Source organism: Pseudolactococcus yaeyamensis (assembly GCF_054658615.1).
Genome location: NZ_BAAGGP010000064.1, coordinates 1 through 17,409, shown reverse-complemented (window position 1 = coordinate 17,409; position 17,409 = coordinate 1). Strand labels below are relative to the sequence as shown.

The following is a 17,409-nucleotide window of genomic DNA, read 5'->3' as shown; positions in this document are numbered from 1 at the left end:
CTAGCCGTTTTGAAGGATTTGGAAATGCGTAAAAAGAAGATGAGCATTCGTCTCAAACGTTTTTCGTTATCAATGACTTTTCCAGATTATTTGGCACAGTTGTTTTCAATGTGAGAGCTGTTATTTTAAAAACGCGCTTTACATTTTGGGATTGGGAGAGAGAGTCATGCGTTTGTCGTGTTACAATAGTTGAGCAGTTGAATTATTATCAGTTACTAAAATAGTTGACCGCTGGAAAAAGAGTCCAAAATTCAGCACATTTATCATGGACATTTGAAGTTACCACGATATAGTCCAAACAGTGTTAAAAAACAAAGTATAAGCAATTAACAGATTGTCGTATGGGACAGGTATCAAAGAGAGGTTGTTTGTCACCCTCTGACACTTTCGCAAGGCATATTTTGGGGGTTAATAAGAGCTAAACTGTCTGCTAGTATGGGCTATTGTTGTCCTAAACGTTATTTTAATTAAAAATTGCATTTTTTTGAAAAAAAAGGTGTAAAAGTTCTTGAAAACCTTTTCATAAAGTGATAAAATGGATAGGAATGAAATGAAAATATTATTTTCATGAAAAAGACACAACACAAATAAGGAGTATGTCATAATGGAAAGTGAAACAATTACAATATACGATGTCGCGCGTGAAGCGGGTGTCTCGATGGCAACGGTCAGCCGTGTTGTCAATGGCAATCAAAATGTAAAAGAAACAACACGTCGTAAAGTTTTAGACGTTATTGAACGTCTGGACTATCGCCCAAATGCTGTGGCGCGTGGTCTGGCCTCTAAGAAAACAACGACGGTTGGTGTGGTGATACCCGACATTGCCAATAGCTATTTTGCGAGTTTGGCGCGTGGGATTGACGATATTGCGACCATGTATAAATATAATATCGTTATCGCGAATTCGGATGGCGAAGATGGTAAGGAGATTAACGTGGTTAATACCTTGCTTGCCAAGCAGGTTGATGGTCTGGTTTTCCTTGCGCATAACCTTTCTGATAAGATCCGTGCTGAATTTTCACGGACGCGTACGCCAATCGTGTTAGCGGGTGCAGTTGATTCAGAAGATCAAATTCCGTCTGTTAATATTGACTATACGGTTGCGACTAAGGAAGTGACTTTAGAGCTTGCGAAAAATAATCAAAAAATTGCGCTCGTTGCGGGGCCGATGGTCAATGCCATTAATGGCAAGGAACGTTTGAACGGCTACCAAGAAGGTTTGGCCGAGTCCGGCTTGACTTTTTCTGAGGGCCTTGTCTTTGAGACAACTTACAGCTATACCGCTGGTTTGAAACTGGCGGAACGGGTCAAGGCATCAGGTGCGACTGCAGCTGTTGTAACGGATGATGAAGTAGCCGTTGGCTTGTTAAACGGTTTGATCAACAGTGGCCTGAATGTACCAGAGGATTTTGAAATCATCACAGCCAATAACTCAGTTATCACAGAATTCACACGCCCAACGCTCTCGTCTATCGAGCAACCTTTATATGATTTAGGTGCGGTGTCAATGCGTCTCTTGACTAAAATGATGAGTAAAGAGGAGGTAGATGGCAAGCGCGTGATTTTACCACATGGTTTTGTCAAACGTGGGTCAAGTAAATAAAGTAAGCTCAGAAAGCTAGAATAAAAGCTTTGTGAAAATAGGGCTCTGACTGATACTCGATTAACATCGAAAATTGGCTCAGAGCTTTTTTGTCACTTTTTGATAGATTATGAAGCAGTTTAATGGTAAGCAACTTGTTGATTTTGTGTGAAATTGGTATTCTTTTGTCAAAACAATACGAAATTAGTAAGAAAAGTCACGATTTTGTGCGAAAAATGTCTGATCATATTTATAAAATTGAAAGAAAAACGACTGATACTCGTGTTATAATATATAGAAAGTGCTTTATTTCGTCTCTTAATTTACCATAGATTGACAGAGGTTATCATGTCTAAAAAAGTCACACTTTCGACACTCGTCGTTTTAAATTTTATCATTTACATTTCTCTCGGCTTGCCAGATTCAATTCTCGGAAGTGCTTGGCCAAGTATGCGCCTGAGCTATGCCATGGGTGCTAGTCAAGTCAGCTATTTAACAACGCTGATGCTGCTTTTTTCGTTTTTCTCTAGCATGATCTACACTAAAATTGTCAACTACTTAACAGTCGCCCAAGTTATCTTAACTAGCATGCTTTGTGTGATTATTGGTTTAATATTAATGATTGTAACCTCAAATCTGACTGTCCTTTTTCTCGCTACCCCCTTCATGGGAATTGGTCAAGGCGCAATCGATGTGACGGTTAATCACTTTGCAGCCAAACATTTACCTAGCTCGCTTATGAGCCTTCTCCATGGTTTTTATGGTGTAGGTGTCAGCATGAGCGCTGCCATTCTAACCTTTTTCCTCTCCACTTTTTCAAGCTGGCGTTTTGCGATTGGTGCAATTGCCCTATTTGAAATTTTGATTTTACTGCTGATTTTTGTCTATCGGAGTCACTTTGCTGAACGAGATGATACCTCATCTGATAAGGCGCTCAAGTCTGAAAAAATTTTAAGTCAGAAATTTAAACTCAGCTATCTGATTAACCCCATTTTTTATTTCTTTTATGCTGTAGAAGCGGTCATGGGCATTTTCCTAGCGACCTACTACGTTGAAAATTTCCAAGTCAATAGTGCTCAGGCAGCATTTTTTACCACACTATTTTGGCTAGGCTTAATGGTGGGCCGATTCGTCACCGGTGCCCTAACGCGCTTTATGCAAGATAAAACAATTATCTACAGCCACTTAGGGTTACTCATATTGATGAGCTTTACTCTCTTTCTACCGCCAGGCCTTTATACAATGGGGACAGTTTTCTTGTTAGGATTGGCGATGGCGCCACTTTATCCACTGATGATGATGTTACCCAATCAAATGTATCCAGAGCTAATAGCTCAAAGGGTTATCTCTTATAATGTCGGATTTTGTATGCTAGGGATACTCGTTTTTCCACTGTTATTTGGTGTTTTATTTAAGATTTTGAGTTTTAGTATTTTTCCAAGTTTGATTCTTGTCTTAACAGTGATTCTATCTGGTTTAGTTCTTTTGATTTTTAAACAAGAGAAAAAATAACTTTGACTAGCTATTTTTTTGATAATCTATTTTTACTTTTATCGAAATAGTGGTATAATCTATTTAGAGATAAAACGAAATAGAAAGGAAGTGACAGCTGATGAGTTTACAAGTGACCCTCAAGGCAATTTCAAATCCAGTTCGTCGAGATATTTTGACACTATTAAAAACAGGTCGATTATCTGCCGGTGAGATTAGTGATCAATTTGCCTTGAGCAGTGCCACGATTTCAAATCATTTAAAACAGCTAAAGTCTGCTGATTTGATTCGTGAGAGCAAATATAAGAATTTTATCTATTATGAACTCAATCTCAGCGTATTTGAAGAAACCATGCTCTGGTTGAAAAGTTTTACAGGAGAAGACATTTAGTGGAGATAATTCGTGAAGTGAATTCGCAGATAGGAGAGACAAATGAAACTAAAAAAAATGTTATGGCCGACACTAGTTGGTTTACTGCCGATTGTTATGGGATTAGCTGTTTATTCAAAATTGCCAGAGAAAATGCCGATTCACTGGGGACTAGATGGTGAATCTAATGGTTATGCGACGAGATTGGTGGGGGGTCTTCTTATTCCTCTTATCATGATTGTGACTAATATCATCGTTCAATTTAGTTTACAAATAGCCAACACTACAAATGATAAACTGGCAAGGGTGATGACTTGGTTACTTCCTGCGCTTTCTTTAATAATCCAGTTCTTGGTATTGGCTGAGTCGCTCGGTTATCATTTAGACATTGCCTTGATTACTATGGTGACTGTTGGGATTATCTTTATTCTCATAGGAAATTATATCCCTAAAACATCACAAAATAGCGTTGCTGGTTTCCGTTTTCCTACGACCATGAGCAATCCAGATAACTGGCAAAAAACTAATCGAATAGGCGCTATCATGTTAGTCATATCAGGTCTTATCATGATTATAGGAGGAATTGTTAGTACTTGGTATCCAATGGTTGCTGTTTTAACATTTGTTGTGAGTCTAATATTGATTGTCTTAGTACCGTTATGTTATTCAATCAGACTAGCTCGTAAATCATGATTGAATGGCGTGCTAGTATCAAAATGAGGCTGGGACAAAAGTCAGAAATTCCTTATTTTTGACAAATTTTGAAACTGAAAAACCACATGAAATCAACGTTCCTAGAAACGAATTTCATGCGGTTTTCGTATTTCTGAGACTTTTGTCCCAGTCTCTTTTTTCGTATTGTTCGCTGAATGAATTTGAGTTTCTCACGAAAAATAACTTATTTTTACCGATTTCGTATTGTTTTGGCAAAAGAATTCCAATTTCGCACAAAAACGGCACTTTTCTTACCATTTTCGTATTGTTTTGCCAAAACAATGCGAAATCGGTAGGATTTTCAATGAACAATAATGTTGTCTTAACTTTTTTGCGAAAATAGCACAGAAATAGGCTATGGAGATTTTTGTCCCAGCCTCATTTTTTTGTTTTTAGGGTATATTTATACTTGACATAATACTATTTATGGTATAGTATTATGGTATATAGTAAATAGTATAGGAGGGTATGTCATATGACGATTCAAATACCAACTGCTTTACTGGATGGGAGCGTGCTTGCGATTCTTGACAGTCAAGATATGTATGGCTATCTCTTGACCAAAGAAATTCAAAAACACGTCAATGTGTCAGAGTCCACCATGTATCCTGTCCTGCGCCGTCTACAAAAAAATGGCGACCTAATCACTTACGACGAAGCGTTTGAGGGACGCATGAGGCGGTATTATCAGATTACACCATTGGGACAAAAGCATTTGCTAGAGATTAAGCAGGAGTGGCACACTTTTTCGGCAGGAATTAGTGAGATTTTAGGAGGTACAGCATGAGTTATTTACAGGATTTAGAGGCTAATTTGAAGTCCTTACCCAAGGCTGAAATCAAAGAAGCCATGTGCTATTATGAGCAGTATTTCTATGAAGGCCAGCTGACGGATGGTCAGGCCGTGTCAAAATTTGGCACACCCAAAAATCTAGCACGTCGTCTGGTTGCGGACTACTACATGGACGAGGCGCGTGATGTGCCAGAAGAAAATCAAAAATCGCCACTTGGGCTGGCTAAGATTATCACCTTAGCCCTGCTTGCCTCACCGATTTTGATTCCTGTTGCAATTACAATTATCGCACTGATTTTCGCTATTGTGGTAACCTTCGCAGCACTTGCTTTTTCACTGGTCATGATTCTACTATCCGTTGCCTTTGCGGCAGTTATCTGCGTGATTGGCGGCATTCTCATCTTGACCCAATCTGTTCTAGGCGGTCTATTTTACATTGCAGTAGGTATCGCCGTAATTGGTGGCTTCATCCTACTTTGGCCTATCGTCATGTCCATGGTTAAAGGCTTAAAGCGTTGGGTGTTCGTGATGATTCGTTGGATAGGAAAGAAAACTGTAGGTAGAAGGGGGGGGGGGCAAGATGACGTATAAAAGAAAAAAAATTATTGGTGCACTGTTACTCACTGTAGGGACGTTAGCGGCTACTGTGATTTGGCAGTTTGAAAAACCAGGCAGCCTTGTCTGGGACAATGGTTTTAAATACCAGACCATGCTAAACAAGATAGGTAAGACTTATCAGCATGAGATACCTACAGAACAATCGAAAATTACAAAACTTGAGATTGATGTTAAAGATGCGACTGTTGAATTTATCAAAGGTGATAAATTTGCGGTAACAACTTATATCTTGTCTGCCAAAGATGATACTAAAGTCAGTTTTGATGCAGGTCAATTGACAGTTAAAGCTAACGGAGACGGACGTAATGCTTCAAATGTTGATTTTGTCACTGGAGACAACAAAATTGTTATCACAATACCCAAGACAAGGCATCTGTCAACTATCGTTGCTAAAAGTAGCAATGGTGACTTGGATTTTGAGAACATTGCCATTAAAAATGCAACAATTACAGCAACGAATGGGGATATCAAGGTTGAGAAATCTGAGTTTGACAATTTAACTGCGATCAATCAAAATGGTGAAATTAAGGTAAAACAGACAAGGATAGCGCTTGGCGGGAAAATTACGAATCAAAATGGCGATATCGAGATTAAAAAAAGTCACTTACCGAAATTTTATGTCGAGGGAAAATGGGGTGAAAAGGATATTGAGACGAGCCATGATTTGAAACAATCTAGTCAAAGTCAAGCTAAATTAGTGGTGTCGAATAAAAATGGGGATATTGAAATCGATTAAAAATATAAAATGTTTGGATTCAAGCCAAGCATTTTTTGATTTCAGCATCAAAATTTCGGCTAATTCTTGAAAAATAAGATGGGCTATGTTAAGGTTAAACTAATAGTGCCATTGAGCTATGAGAAATAGTTTGAGAAGGCTTAGTGAAAGGAAGTTAGCAAATGAGCGTCACAATGAAAGATGTTGCAGCATTAGCAGGTGTTGGTGTTGGCACTGTTTCACGGATGATTAATGGCGTTGCAGTCAAAGATGTGACACGGCATAAAGTAGAAGCCGCCATCAAAGCTTTAGATTATGAGCCAGATGCAGCAGCAAGAGCTTTTAAAACCAATCGTAGTCGAACGATTGCCTTGATTTTACCAACGATTTGGCACCCTTTTTTCTCTGAGTTTGCTTACCATGTTGAGGAAAGTTTAAGTGGACATGGCTATAAACTTTATTTATGTAATGCGGATGGTGATCCAGAAAAAGAGCATGACTATATCCAGATGGTCAAGCAGAGTAAAGTGGATGGGATTATCGGGATTACTTATTCGGATATTGATAAATTTATTTCGTCAAACTTGCCTTTTGTCAGTATCGACCGACATTTCTCGGAAGAAGTCAGTTATGTCACAGCAGATAACTTTGGTGGCGGCGAATTAGCTGCGGAAGAATTGCAAAAAAGAGGCTGTCAAAAGCTGATTTATATCGGTGGGATTAATCCCTATCCCAATGAAACAACCTTGCGTGGCGATGGATTTGAGGCTTATTGCCGGGCAAAAGGTATCGACTTTGATATTTTGAGACTTCCAGAGCCAATTGCAGATTTAACCACACCTATGTCAGATTTTTTAAAGAAAAATGCCGATTTTGATGGTGTTTTCTGTGTCAATGATGCCATGGGAATGGACGTTATGACAGTGCTCAAAAAATTTGGAAAAGAAGTTTTAAGAGATTATCAACTCATAGGATTTGATGGCACACGAATAGAAAGGAATCGAAATTACTTAGTCTCAACGATTGTGCAACCTAAAAAAGAAATGGCAGAAGCTGCAGTAGATTTAATCTTGAAAAAAGTAGCGGGTTTTGAAACTGAAAATCGCGTTATTTTACCTACTTATTTTGAACCTTCTGGAACGACAAAAGACATTTGATGTGTCTTTTGACTAGCATTTAACTAGGTTTTTCTGCTAGGTATTTAAAATCAATTATAACTTAAAAATAATAATTATTAATTATTAATAAGTTATTTTATAAAAAATAATCAAATAGGACTTGACAGTAAGCGTTTACAATGCTAAAATGAATTCCTGAATTGAAACGTTTCCAAAACGGCGTTTCAATTATTTAAAACACAAAAACGGAAACGTTTCCCAAAAATGGAGGGTATCACATGAAAAGACAAACGGTCAAGAAAACAATTAGTCTGTTAGCAGTCGCATTACTTGTAGGTACAGCACTGACAGGCTGTGGCAAATCAACTAGCAAGACCAGTCAAGGCAATGATAAAGCCGTGACATTGTGGGTCAATTGTTCAGATGAAACACCTGAAGGTAAGGCTTGGGATGAAATTGGTGATAAATTCAATGCTGAAAATGACAAAGGCTATCAAGTCAAAATTGAATACATTCCAAGAAGTGGCTCAGGTGGCGGCTATGAAGATAAGGTCAATGCAGCGATTACGACCAATACGTTGCCAGACATTATTTCTTTAGATGGTCCCAATACTGCGGCCTACGCTTCTTCAAAAGTTATTGCGCCATTGGATGACTATTTAGCGGATGCCAACATGGATGATGTGTTAGATTCCATTAAACAACAAGGCACTTACGATGGTAAATTCTATGCTTTTGGCTTCTCAGAGTCTAGTGTTGGTGTTTATTATAATAAAAAAATGTTCCAAGAAGCTGGTATTGATCTCACGACACTGCCAACACTTGAAAAACCATGGACTTGGACAGAATTCCAAGAGATTTGTGCGACAATTAAAGACAAATTCAAGTCACCAGCGATTGACATTCAATTGGCCAATGCAGATGAAATGTTGACCTATGCCTATACACCATTTATTTGGTCAAATGGTGGTGACATTGTGAATGAAAGTGGTACAAAAGCTGAAGGTTACTTCAATGCTAAGAAAAGTGTTGAAGGTCTACAATTCATTCAAGATTTAGTCAAAAATGGATATACGACGAATACACCAGTGAAAAAAGGTTTTGAAACAGGCAAGTATGCCATGTTATTAAGTGGTTCATGGACAATGGTTGATCTGGCTGCTAACTATAAAGATATTGACTACGGTATTTTGCCTTATCCAGTTTCAGATACAACCAAAAAACTCGTTTCACCAACTGGTAGCTGGGAATTAGCCATGTCTCAAGCAACTAAGAAAAAAGACGCAGCAGCAGCCTTTATCCTTTATGCTACAAATACAGAGTCAAGCAAAATCATGAGTCTAGGCAATCAAGTCTTGCCAATTCGCAAATCAACAGCTGAATTAATCAAAAATGATATTCCTGAAGGCATGAAATTCTTGATGGAACAAAACCAACTATCAGGTCATGCCCGTCCAGTCGTTGTGGCTTATCCACAAGTGTCACGAGCTTTCCAACAAGCAGCAGCAGATGCTGGCTATTTTAAAGAGAATCCAGATGTTCAAAAAGTTGCTGATGCACGAGCAGTTGAAATGCAAGCAGCGATTGATAAAGCTAAAAAATAAGATAAAGTCGGTTGTAACATGGTTTACGCCTTACTTTATCTCAAAAAACAAAAGTAGGACGTGCTTTTAGGAGAAGATAGTCCCTAGCTATGGCGTGTGGCAATCTTGCTGTAAAATAGCATCGTGTAGGAACCCTATTATCATCATTAATTTTGACTTGCACGATGCTTGCCTGTTTGTGGCATGATGACTGAGAGACTTGTATCTGGATTTAGGAGTAGTTTAATGAACAAAAAATCGACATTAAAAGAGAATCTGATAGGCTATGGTTTTATGTCGCCAGCCTTGATATTACTAGGGGTTTTTCTAGTCATCCCTATATTTATGGTAGTCTATTATTCATTCACGGACTATTATTTGTTAACACCAGACCAACGACAATTTGTCGGATTATCAAATTTCGTTCAATTATTTAAGGATCCAATTTTTATCAAATCAATCTTTAATACCTTGAAATTTGTAGTTTGGATTATTCCTGTTCAGTTAGGTGCGTCACTCGGACTGGCTTTGATCGTCAACAAAGCAAGAAAAGGCAATATCTTCTTCAAAGTGGCATTCTTTGCACCCGTTGTCATGTCTTTAGTAGTCATTTCAATCCTCTGGCTCTATTTGCTCAATCCAAATGATGGCTTAATCAACACGCTTTTAATGAAGATTGGCATTGACGCTCAGCCATTTTTGACAAGTCCGAAACAAGCCATGTACACCATTGTTTTCGTTTCTGCTTGGCAAGGGGCAGGTTATCAGATGTTACTGCTTTTAGGTGGCATGCAAAATATTCCGCAAGATGTGTATGAAGCTGCTGAACTTGATGGCTTTAATAAATTTCAACAATTTATCTATATTACAATGCCCTTGTTGAAACCTACAGCGCTCTTTGTTTTATTGACAACTTTGATTTCAGCCTTTAAACTCATTGTTCAGCCAATGGTCATGACCCAAGGCGGACCAATGAATTCAACGATGACGATGGTCTATTATATTTACCAAACAGGTTTCACGGATAGAATGGTTGGTTATTCAAGTTCCATCGCCTTAATCTTTACGACGATGATAGGCATGATTTCAATCGCACAGCGTAAACTGATGAAGGAGGATAACTGAGATGAAAAAAATGCTAAAAATAATAAAAGCCATGACAATTTTAGAATACGGTTTACTCTTGCTTTTAGCAGCCCTCTTCATTTTCCCCATGTTGTGGATGGTTGTGTCTTCTATGAAACCTGAGGCAAGTGTTTTCAAAGATTTGTATAGTCTGCGTGCTTTTTTACCCAGTCAGAATCCTAGTAATTGGTTCAAAACTTATGCAGAAGTTATCGACCGTTTCAGTGTTGGGACTTATCTTTTCAATAGTATTTTCTACGGCTTGAGTTTCGCTGCCTGTTCGATTTTAATCAATTCATTAGCAGGTTTTGCATTTGCTAAAATCAATTTTTCAGGTAAGAAAATCATTTTTGGCATGATGCTTGCACTGCTAATCGTTCCTGTCGAAACAGTCTTAATCCCTCAGTTTACGATTATGAATGGTTTGGGCTTAATTAATACACGTTTAGCGGTGATTTTACCGGGTATCGCCAGTGTTTTCAATATTTATCTGTTCAGAAATTTTTTCATTGCGATTCCAGAAGAAATCATCGAATCTGCGAGAATTGATGGGGCGAGTATTGTCAAAATTTTCTTTAGGATCATGTTACCTATGTCTAAGCCAGCCATTGCAACGGTTGGGGTGCTATCATTTATCGGGAGTTGGAATGATTATATCTGGCCACTGATGGTGCTGACAGATAAAAGTAAATTTTCAATGCAGGTTGCTATTACGACGATTAACACGACACAACCAGTTTATATCAATCAAGTCATGGCAGTCTTGACCATTTCAACCATTCCACTGATTATCATTTATGTTGTGGCACAAAAATATATCTTGCAAGGGCTTGGTGGCTCTGGCACAGGTATCAAATAAAATTGCGATTAAGTTAGCTGAAAGTTCAAATATGAGGGGAAAGAATGACACAAAAAGTTGATTTAGCCAATCAGTTTATTGCTGAGAATGCTAAGAAAGTAAACCCAATTTACCGACATCATTATCATTTGATGGCACCAATTGGTTGGATTAATGATCCTAATGGTTTCATCTATTATCAGGGCGCCTATCATTTGTTTTATCAATACTATCCCTATGCTAGTCAGTGGGGACCGATGCACTGGGGGCATGCCAAGTCTGAGGATTTAGTACACTGGGAACATTTGCCTGTAGCGCTTGCGCCAGATGAAGCTTATGATGCCAATGGTTGCTATTCAGGTAGTGCGATTGCGCATGAGGATAAACTTTATTTGATTTATACGGGACATGTCGAACAGGACGGCGTGCGACGGGAAGTCCAATGTTTAGCGGTGTCAGAAGATGGTAACCATTTCGAAAAATATCACCATAATCCGATTATCTCGGAAGCACAACTTGAAGGGGTAGACGCAGATATTGCTGATTTTCGAGATCCGAAAATTTTCGAGCGTGAAGGTCAGTTTTACTGTATCGTTGCCTCTAAAACATCTGAAGATTTAGGACAGATTTTGCTTTTCAAATCAGATGATTTGAAAAACTGGACATTTTTCTCCACTTTACTCACTGGAGAAACCAAACATGGCACCATGTGGGAATGTCCTGACCTGTTTCATTTAGACGGCAAGGATGTCCTCATCCTGTCACCCATTGCCATGCCAATCGATGGTTTTGCCTATGAAAACCTCAATTCAACGCTTGCTTTTATAGGTGAAGTTGATTGGACAAAGGGCCATTTCAAGGTAGAAAATGAGCAAGAGATTGATGGCGGCTTAGATTTTTATGCCCCACAAACTTGTCAAGGTCCTGACGGCAAGCGAATCATGGTCGCATGGATGCAGATGTGGCAACGAACTTTGCCAACGGATGAAAAAGGTCATCTCTGGGCTGGTGCCATGACTTTACCACGAGAACTGTCAGTAGACAAGCTGCAGTTAGTGCAAAGACCTGTACCTGTAAAATTGCAACCCAAAACACAAACGATTGTGGTATCAAATGCTATCCCACTGTCATGTCGTGATGTCATAACAGACAGTTGCTATCTTAAATTTGAACTCGATATGTCAAATGCCTCACAAGTTTTGATAGCGCTTTTGAAATCAGAAAAATCAGCCTTAAGGTTGTCTTTTGATGTTGACACACAGGTCTTGACTTTTGATAGAACAGATTTTGGCTTGCCACTGGTTGGACAGGAGCAATCGCCCTTAAATAAACGTCAGATTAACTTATCTCTTGCTGATTCTGAGCGGTTAATCATCGAAATTTATAAAGACACCTCATCAATCGAAATCTTCTTAAATGGTGGTGTGACAATTACCTCAACTTACTATGAGATAGAAAAAAATCCTGAACTTGTCATCTCTGCTGATGGCGCATTATCTGGTAGGATGACCTATTCTGAAATTAAATAGTCAGGGCGAAAAAATATTAAGTGAAAGCTTAATATTTTTTTATTGAAAAATCTTTCAAAAATTGAAAGATGTGTCAGTCGTCTCTGGTGCTAGGGCTTATCAGATGACCGATGAGAGGTTTATGTTAATTTGAGCTTAAATTTCAGTAGAAAATTACGAAAATTCAGAAAAAAGATGGCGAAAAAACTATATCTTTTTATTTTGATGTGCTATAATTAAAATTAGAGATAGTTGTTCAAGCATACTATCCCAAAAACGAAAAAGGAAATAGGAGAAGTACTGTGAAGATAAAAAGAATAACGTTTGGTGCTCTGTTTTTATCCCTATCCCTACTTATCCCGCAAGTTTTTCATCAGATTGGCTATAGTCAGGCGGGTGCGACTTTACTCCCCATGCATTTACCTATCTTTTTGTGTGGTCTATTACTTGGTGGCGTTTATGGCGGTTTTGTAGGGGCAGTAGCGCCAGTACTCTCCTTTTTATTAACAGGGATGCCGCCACTCACTGTGATGGTTTTCATGTCTGTCGAACTTGCAGTTTACGGCTTGGTTAGCGCTCTCTGTCTCCAACAACGATTGACCGAGAAAACCTACGGCATTTGGTTAGCTTTGCTGCTTGCCATGTTGGCGGGACGAATCGCTAAAATGATAGCCATTTTTTTCGCTTTGCATCTCTTTGGGATCTCTGTAGGTGGTGTCGCAACAGTTGTGACAGCGACGATTACTGGCATACCGGGTATTTTATTGCAACTACTTGTGATCCCAATGGTTGTGATGAAATTAGAAAGGAGTGGCTATTTTTATGGACATGAAAAAGTGGATGAACGAATTTGAAACCGAGCATTATAGCATATTAGCACTGACCCAATCAGGTCAATATTCCTCTCGTGCTGGTGGCATTTTACCGATTCTCAAACCACTTGTCAATGATGCTGCCTTTTTTGAACAGGCTGTTGTGATTGATAAAGTGATTGGCAAAGCAGCAGCTCTGCTTTTGATAAAAGGAAAAGTAAAATTTATTCATGGGAACTTGATGAGTTTATCAGCGAAAGAGACACTTGAAAAAGCAGGCATTGACTTTTCTTATCATCAGCTATGTCAGCGAATTCAGAATAAAACGCAAACGGATATCTGTCCAATGGAGGCAAGTGTTTTGGAAGTAGGCAATCCAGAAATTGCCTACCAGATATTGTCTAAAAAATTGAGCCACGTGCTTTATGGAGAATGAAAATGATAAAAGGAACGGATAAAAAATTAGGTTTTGGGTGTATGCGCTTGCCTATGCAAGGAGATAAGGTAGATGATGCCACATTTAAAGAAATGATTGATACCTATCTGGCGGCAGGGTTCAACTATTTTGATACCGCTCAGGTCTATATTGGTGGGCAAAGTGAAACAGCCTTAAGAGAATGCTTGGTTAAGCGTTATCCGAGAGAAAGTTTTACGATCACTGATAAATTGTCGGCCTCTTGCTTTAAACGTGAAAAGGATATTCGACCATTTTTTGAAGATCAGCTTGAAAAATGTGGAGTAACATATTTTGATTACTACCTTCACCATGCTTTGAGTGCTCAAAACTATGGTCAATTTGTCAAGGCCAAGGCCTTTGAAACAGTCAAAGCCTTAAAAGCAGCAGGTAAAATCAAACATATCGGTCTATCTTTTCACGATAAGGCAGACGTTTTGGATCAAATTTTAAGTGAACAGCCAGAAATTGAAATCGTTCAGATTCAGCTGAATTATGCTGATTATGACAATCCAACGATTGAAAGTTATAAATGCTATCAAGTTTGTCAAAAGTATCAGAAACCCATTCTTGTGATGGAGCCTGTCAAAGGTGGGAAATTAGTCAATATTCCCGATAAAGCCAAACAGGTCTTTGACGCCTTAGATCAAGACCTGAGTTATGCCAGCTATGCCATCCGTTACGCAGCATCGTTTCCAGAGGTCATGATGGTGCTCAGTGGGATGAGTAATCTAGAGCAAATGACCGATAATTTAAGCTACATGACGGATTTCAAGCCATTGACAAAAGTTGAAAATGACGCAATTGTTCAGGTCAGACAAATTTTAAAAGCCGATTCTTCAATCGCTTGTACCAACTGTCGCTATTGTGTCGACGGCTGTCCTAAAAAGATTTTGATTCCAGATTTATTTGAGACTTATAATCGTAAACTGCAATTTCAAGATAAGAGTACTTTTGAAAAATATGCTGATTTGACTGCAAACAAAGGTCTAGCTAGTGCTTGTATTGCTTGTGGCCGATGCGAAAAAATTTGTCCGCAACAGTTGCCGATTATCAAGTATCTTGAAGATATCGCAGAAGTATTCGAAACTGTTTGACAGTCACGCAAGTCATGCGACAAAACAGTGAAAGGAAAAAGTATGTATAAAATTTTAAGAAAAGAAGTGCTAAACCCTTCTGTCAAGTTGATGGAAATTGATGCCCCTCACGTCGCTAAAAAGGCTGAGCCGGGGCAGTTTATCATTTTTAGAATTGATGAAGCAGGTGAGCGTATTCCCTTGACTATTGCTGATTTTGAACGGGAAAAAGGGACGGTTACCATCATTTTTCAGGAAGTGGGTAAAACGACTAAAAAACTGGGGCAGTTGGCAGAAGGTGAGGAGATTCTCGATTTTGTTGGCCCACTTGGTGTTGCCTCGCATTTTGATGGCTTAAAAAAGGTGGCGGTCATTGGTGGTGGGCTTGGTACAGCAATTGCTTACCCTCAGGCAAAAAAACTACATAGTCTTGGCATAACAGTTGATACCATTATCGGTTTCCGAACGCGAGACCTGATTATCTTAGAAGATGAGATGGCGGCAGTGAGTGATCGACTGAACGTCGCAACAGATGATGGATCCAATGGGCATCAAGGCTTTGTCACTGATATGCTGAAAAAATGTCTTGATGACGGCGCTGATTACGACCTTGTGATTGCGATTGGGCCGATTATCATGATGAAAATGGTTAGTCAACTCACGAAAAAATATGACATTAAGACCATTGTGAGTATGAATCCAGTCATGGTAGATGGCACTGGCATGTGTGGGGGATGTCGCATCACAGTTGATGGCAAAGTCAAATTTGCCTGTGTCGATGGGCCTGATTTTGATGGTCATCAAGTCGATTTTGATGAAGCGATGAGACGGCAAACCATGTACCACTCGGAAGAACGAGAGGAAACAGCAGTTCACACTTGTCAAGGAAAGGAGGCGAACCATGCCTAAACAATCACTACGCAACATGTCAAAAACGAAAGTCATCATGCCTGAACAAGCACCTCATGTCAGAAATCAAAACTTTCTAGAAGTTTCTTTAGGATATACTGAAGAAATGGCAATAGAAGAGGCAAAAAGATGTCTGCAATGTAAAGCCAAACCTTGCGTTGGTGGTTGTCCAGTCAATGTTTGGATTCCTGAATTTATCAAACTAGTCGCAGCAGGTGACTTTGAGGGGGCTTACGATCAAATCAAGACCAGCAATAATTTACCAGCCGTATGTGGCAGAGTTTGTCCTCAGGAAAGTCAGTGTGAAAAATTCTGTGTGCGTGCTAGACGAGGCGAGCCTGTTGCGATTGGGCGGTTGGAACGCTTCGTAGCAGACTGGAATCTTGCCAATCGTCTTCTTAAGGCAGAAGCAATCCCATCAAATGGTAAAAAAGTCGCGGTTATCGGGTCAGGCCCTGCGGGGTTATCGTGTGCCGCTGACTTGGCTAAATCAGGCTATCAAGTGACCATTTTTGAAGCCTTTCATGTCCCTGGTGGTGTCTTGATGTATGGTATTCCAGAATTCAGGTTGCCCAAAGCATTGGTTCAAAAAGAGATTGATGCGGTTAAGCAGTTAGGTGTGACGATTAAAACTAATATGGTTATCGGCAAGGTTCTGTCTCTAGATGACTTAACAGCAGAAGGGTATGAAGGTATCTTTATTGGCTCAGGGGCAGGCCTTCCTAGTTTTATGAATATCCCCGGTGAGAATCTCAATGGTGTCTATTCTGCCAATGAATTTCTGACCCGCATTAACCTAATGAAGGCTTATCAATTTCCAGAAACTGACACACCTGTCAAAGTTGGTAAACGTGTCGCAGTCATTGGTGGTGGTAACGTGGCTATGGATGCAGCTAGAAGTGCTAAACGTCTGGGTGCAGAGGAAGTTTATATCGTTTACCGCAGATCAGAAGAAGAAATGCCTGCCAGATTGGAAGAAGTACACCATGCTCGAGAGGAGGGCAACATTTTCAAGATGTTGACTAATCCAACGCAGATTATCGGGACAGAAGACGGCTGGATTAAAGCATTGGAATGCGTTGAGATGAGCTTGACGGAACCTGATGAGTCAGGTAGACGCCGCCCTGTCGTTAAAACAGGTTCAGAACATCAATTTGAAGTAGATACTGTCGTTATAGCCATTGGTCAGAGTCCTAACCCTTTAATCAAAGCGACGACATCAGGCCTTGACACGCATGCCTGGGGCGGGATTATTGTCGAGGAAGAAACAGGTGCGAGCAGTTTAGCGGGTGTCTATGCTGGAGGGGATGCAGTGACTGGTGCTGCAACAGTAATCTTGGCAATGGGTGCAGGCAAAAAATCTGCTCAGGCAATTGATGCCTATCTGCAAGGCTAAGGATAATCGTATTTGTAGTCAACACTGTCATATGAAATCAGAAGCCGTTTTTGCGGCTTTTTTGCTTGCCTTTTTAATATAAAGTGTTGAAAAATAAGTTAAATATGCTATAATCCCGAGTTTGACAGTTAAAACTAAAAAATACACCCCCAAAAGCTATTATATCAAGGGATATGATAGCTTTTTACAACTTCACACTTGTTGTAGACGGTTGGTTTTGATATAATATAAATATGGCATTTGTAAAAGTAACTAAAAATCGTGAAGGCACACAATACGTGACAATCGTTGAAGGTTATCGTGACGGC

The 17,409-nt window shown here is 39.4% G+C and carries 17 protein-coding genes; all 17 read left to right on the top strand.

Annotation, left to right across the window (positions count from 1 at the left end):
• The first annotated feature begins 604 nt into the window (after window positions 1–604).
• Window positions 605–1,603 carry a catabolite control protein A gene (gene ccpA / locus ACYQ21_RS11310; protein ID WP_460058530.1) on the top strand — a complete coding sequence of 333 codons (999 nt, stop codon included), beginning with the start codon at window positions 605–607 and terminating at the stop codon, window positions 1,601–1,603.
• 327 nt (window positions 1,604–1,930) lie between these two features.
• Window positions 1,931–3,094 carry an MFS transporter gene (locus ACYQ21_RS11305; RefSeq protein WP_460058529.1) on the top strand — a complete coding sequence of 388 codons (1,164 nt, stop codon included), beginning with the start codon at window positions 1,931–1,933 and terminating at the stop codon, window positions 3,092–3,094.
• Window positions 3,095–3,194: 100 nt separating this feature from the next.
• Complete coding sequence (locus tag ACYQ21_RS11300; RefSeq protein ID WP_460058528.1) at window positions 3,195–3,464, top strand: autorepressor SdpR family transcription factor; 270 nt, start codon at window positions 3,195–3,197, stop codon at window positions 3,462–3,464.
• Between the two features lie 42 nt (window positions 3,465–3,506).
• Window positions 3,507–4,136: an SdpI family protein gene (locus ACYQ21_RS11295; protein ID WP_460058527.1), complete on the top strand. Its 630-nt coding sequence runs from the start codon at window positions 3,507–3,509 to the stop codon at window positions 4,134–4,136.
• 496 nt (window positions 4,137–4,632) lie between these two features.
• Window positions 4,633–4,944, top strand: coding sequence for a PadR family transcriptional regulator (locus tag ACYQ21_RS11290; RefSeq protein ID WP_460058526.1), 312 nt, complete (start codon window positions 4,633–4,635; stop codon window positions 4,942–4,944).
• Complete coding sequence (locus tag ACYQ21_RS11285) at window positions 4,941–5,540, top strand: DUF1700 domain-containing protein (RefSeq protein WP_460058525.1); 600 nt, start codon at window positions 4,941–4,943, stop codon at window positions 5,538–5,540. The genes ACYQ21_RS11290 and ACYQ21_RS11285 overlap by 4 nt, the downstream gene beginning before the upstream one ends.
• Window positions 5,530–6,303 (top strand): DUF4097 family beta strand repeat-containing protein, encoded by a 774-nt coding sequence (locus ACYQ21_RS11280; RefSeq protein WP_460058524.1) that lies wholly within the window; start codon window positions 5,530–5,532, stop codon window positions 6,301–6,303. Before ACYQ21_RS11285 ends, ACYQ21_RS11280 begins: the two co-directional genes overlap by 11 nt.
• Window positions 6,304–6,464: 161 nt before the next feature.
• On the top strand, window positions 6,465–7,439 hold the full coding sequence (locus ACYQ21_RS11275; RefSeq protein ID WP_460058523.1) for a LacI family DNA-binding transcriptional regulator: 975 nt from the start codon (window positions 6,465–6,467) through the stop codon (window positions 7,437–7,439).
• A 239-nt stretch (window positions 7,440–7,678) separates the two neighbouring features.
• A complete protein-coding gene (locus tag ACYQ21_RS11270; protein ID WP_460058522.1) occupies window positions 7,679–9,004 on the top strand; it encodes an ABC transporter substrate-binding protein in 1,326 nt (441 codons plus the stop codon).
• Window positions 9,005–9,229: 225 nt separating this feature from the next.
• On the top strand, window positions 9,230–10,108 hold the full coding sequence (locus ACYQ21_RS11265) for a carbohydrate ABC transporter permease (protein WP_460058521.1): 879 nt from the start codon (window positions 9,230–9,232) through the stop codon (window positions 10,106–10,108).
• Window position 10,109: 1 nt separating this feature from the next.
• The gene (locus ACYQ21_RS11260; RefSeq protein ID WP_460058520.1) at window positions 10,110–10,967 is read left to right on the top strand and encodes a carbohydrate ABC transporter permease; all 858 of its coding nucleotides are present in this window, start codon (window positions 10,110–10,112) and stop codon (window positions 10,965–10,967) included.
• 44 nt (window positions 10,968–11,011) lie between these two features.
• Window positions 11,012–12,475 (top strand): glycoside hydrolase family 32 protein, encoded by a 1,464-nt coding sequence (locus tag ACYQ21_RS11255; RefSeq protein WP_460058519.1) that lies wholly within the window; start codon window positions 11,012–11,014, stop codon window positions 12,473–12,475.
• Window positions 12,476–12,756: 281 nt separating this feature from the next.
• Complete coding sequence (locus tag ACYQ21_RS11250; protein WP_460058518.1) at window positions 12,757–13,308, top strand: ECF transporter S component; 552 nt, start codon at window positions 12,757–12,759, stop codon at window positions 13,306–13,308.
• Complete coding sequence (locus ACYQ21_RS11245; RefSeq protein ID WP_460058517.1) at window positions 13,295–13,702, top strand: DUF1893 domain-containing protein; 408 nt, start codon at window positions 13,295–13,297, stop codon at window positions 13,700–13,702. Before ACYQ21_RS11250 ends, ACYQ21_RS11245 begins: the two co-directional genes overlap by 14 nt.
• A 2-nt stretch (window positions 13,703–13,704) precedes the next feature.
• Complete coding sequence (locus ACYQ21_RS11240; protein ID WP_460058516.1) at window positions 13,705–14,817, top strand: aldo/keto reductase; 1,113 nt, start codon at window positions 13,705–13,707, stop codon at window positions 14,815–14,817.
• Window positions 14,818–14,859: 42 nt separating this feature from the next.
• On the top strand, window positions 14,860–15,705 hold the full coding sequence (locus ACYQ21_RS11235) for a sulfide/dihydroorotate dehydrogenase-like FAD/NAD-binding protein (RefSeq protein WP_460058515.1): 846 nt from the start codon (window positions 14,860–14,862) through the stop codon (window positions 15,703–15,705).
• Window positions 15,698–17,101, top strand: a complete 1,404-nt coding sequence (gene gltA / locus ACYQ21_RS11230; protein ID WP_460058514.1) for an NADPH-dependent glutamate synthase — start codon at window positions 15,698–15,700, stop codon at window positions 17,099–17,101. Before ACYQ21_RS11235 ends, gltA begins: the two co-directional genes overlap by 8 nt.
• Window positions 17,102–17,409 lie beyond the last annotated feature (308 nt).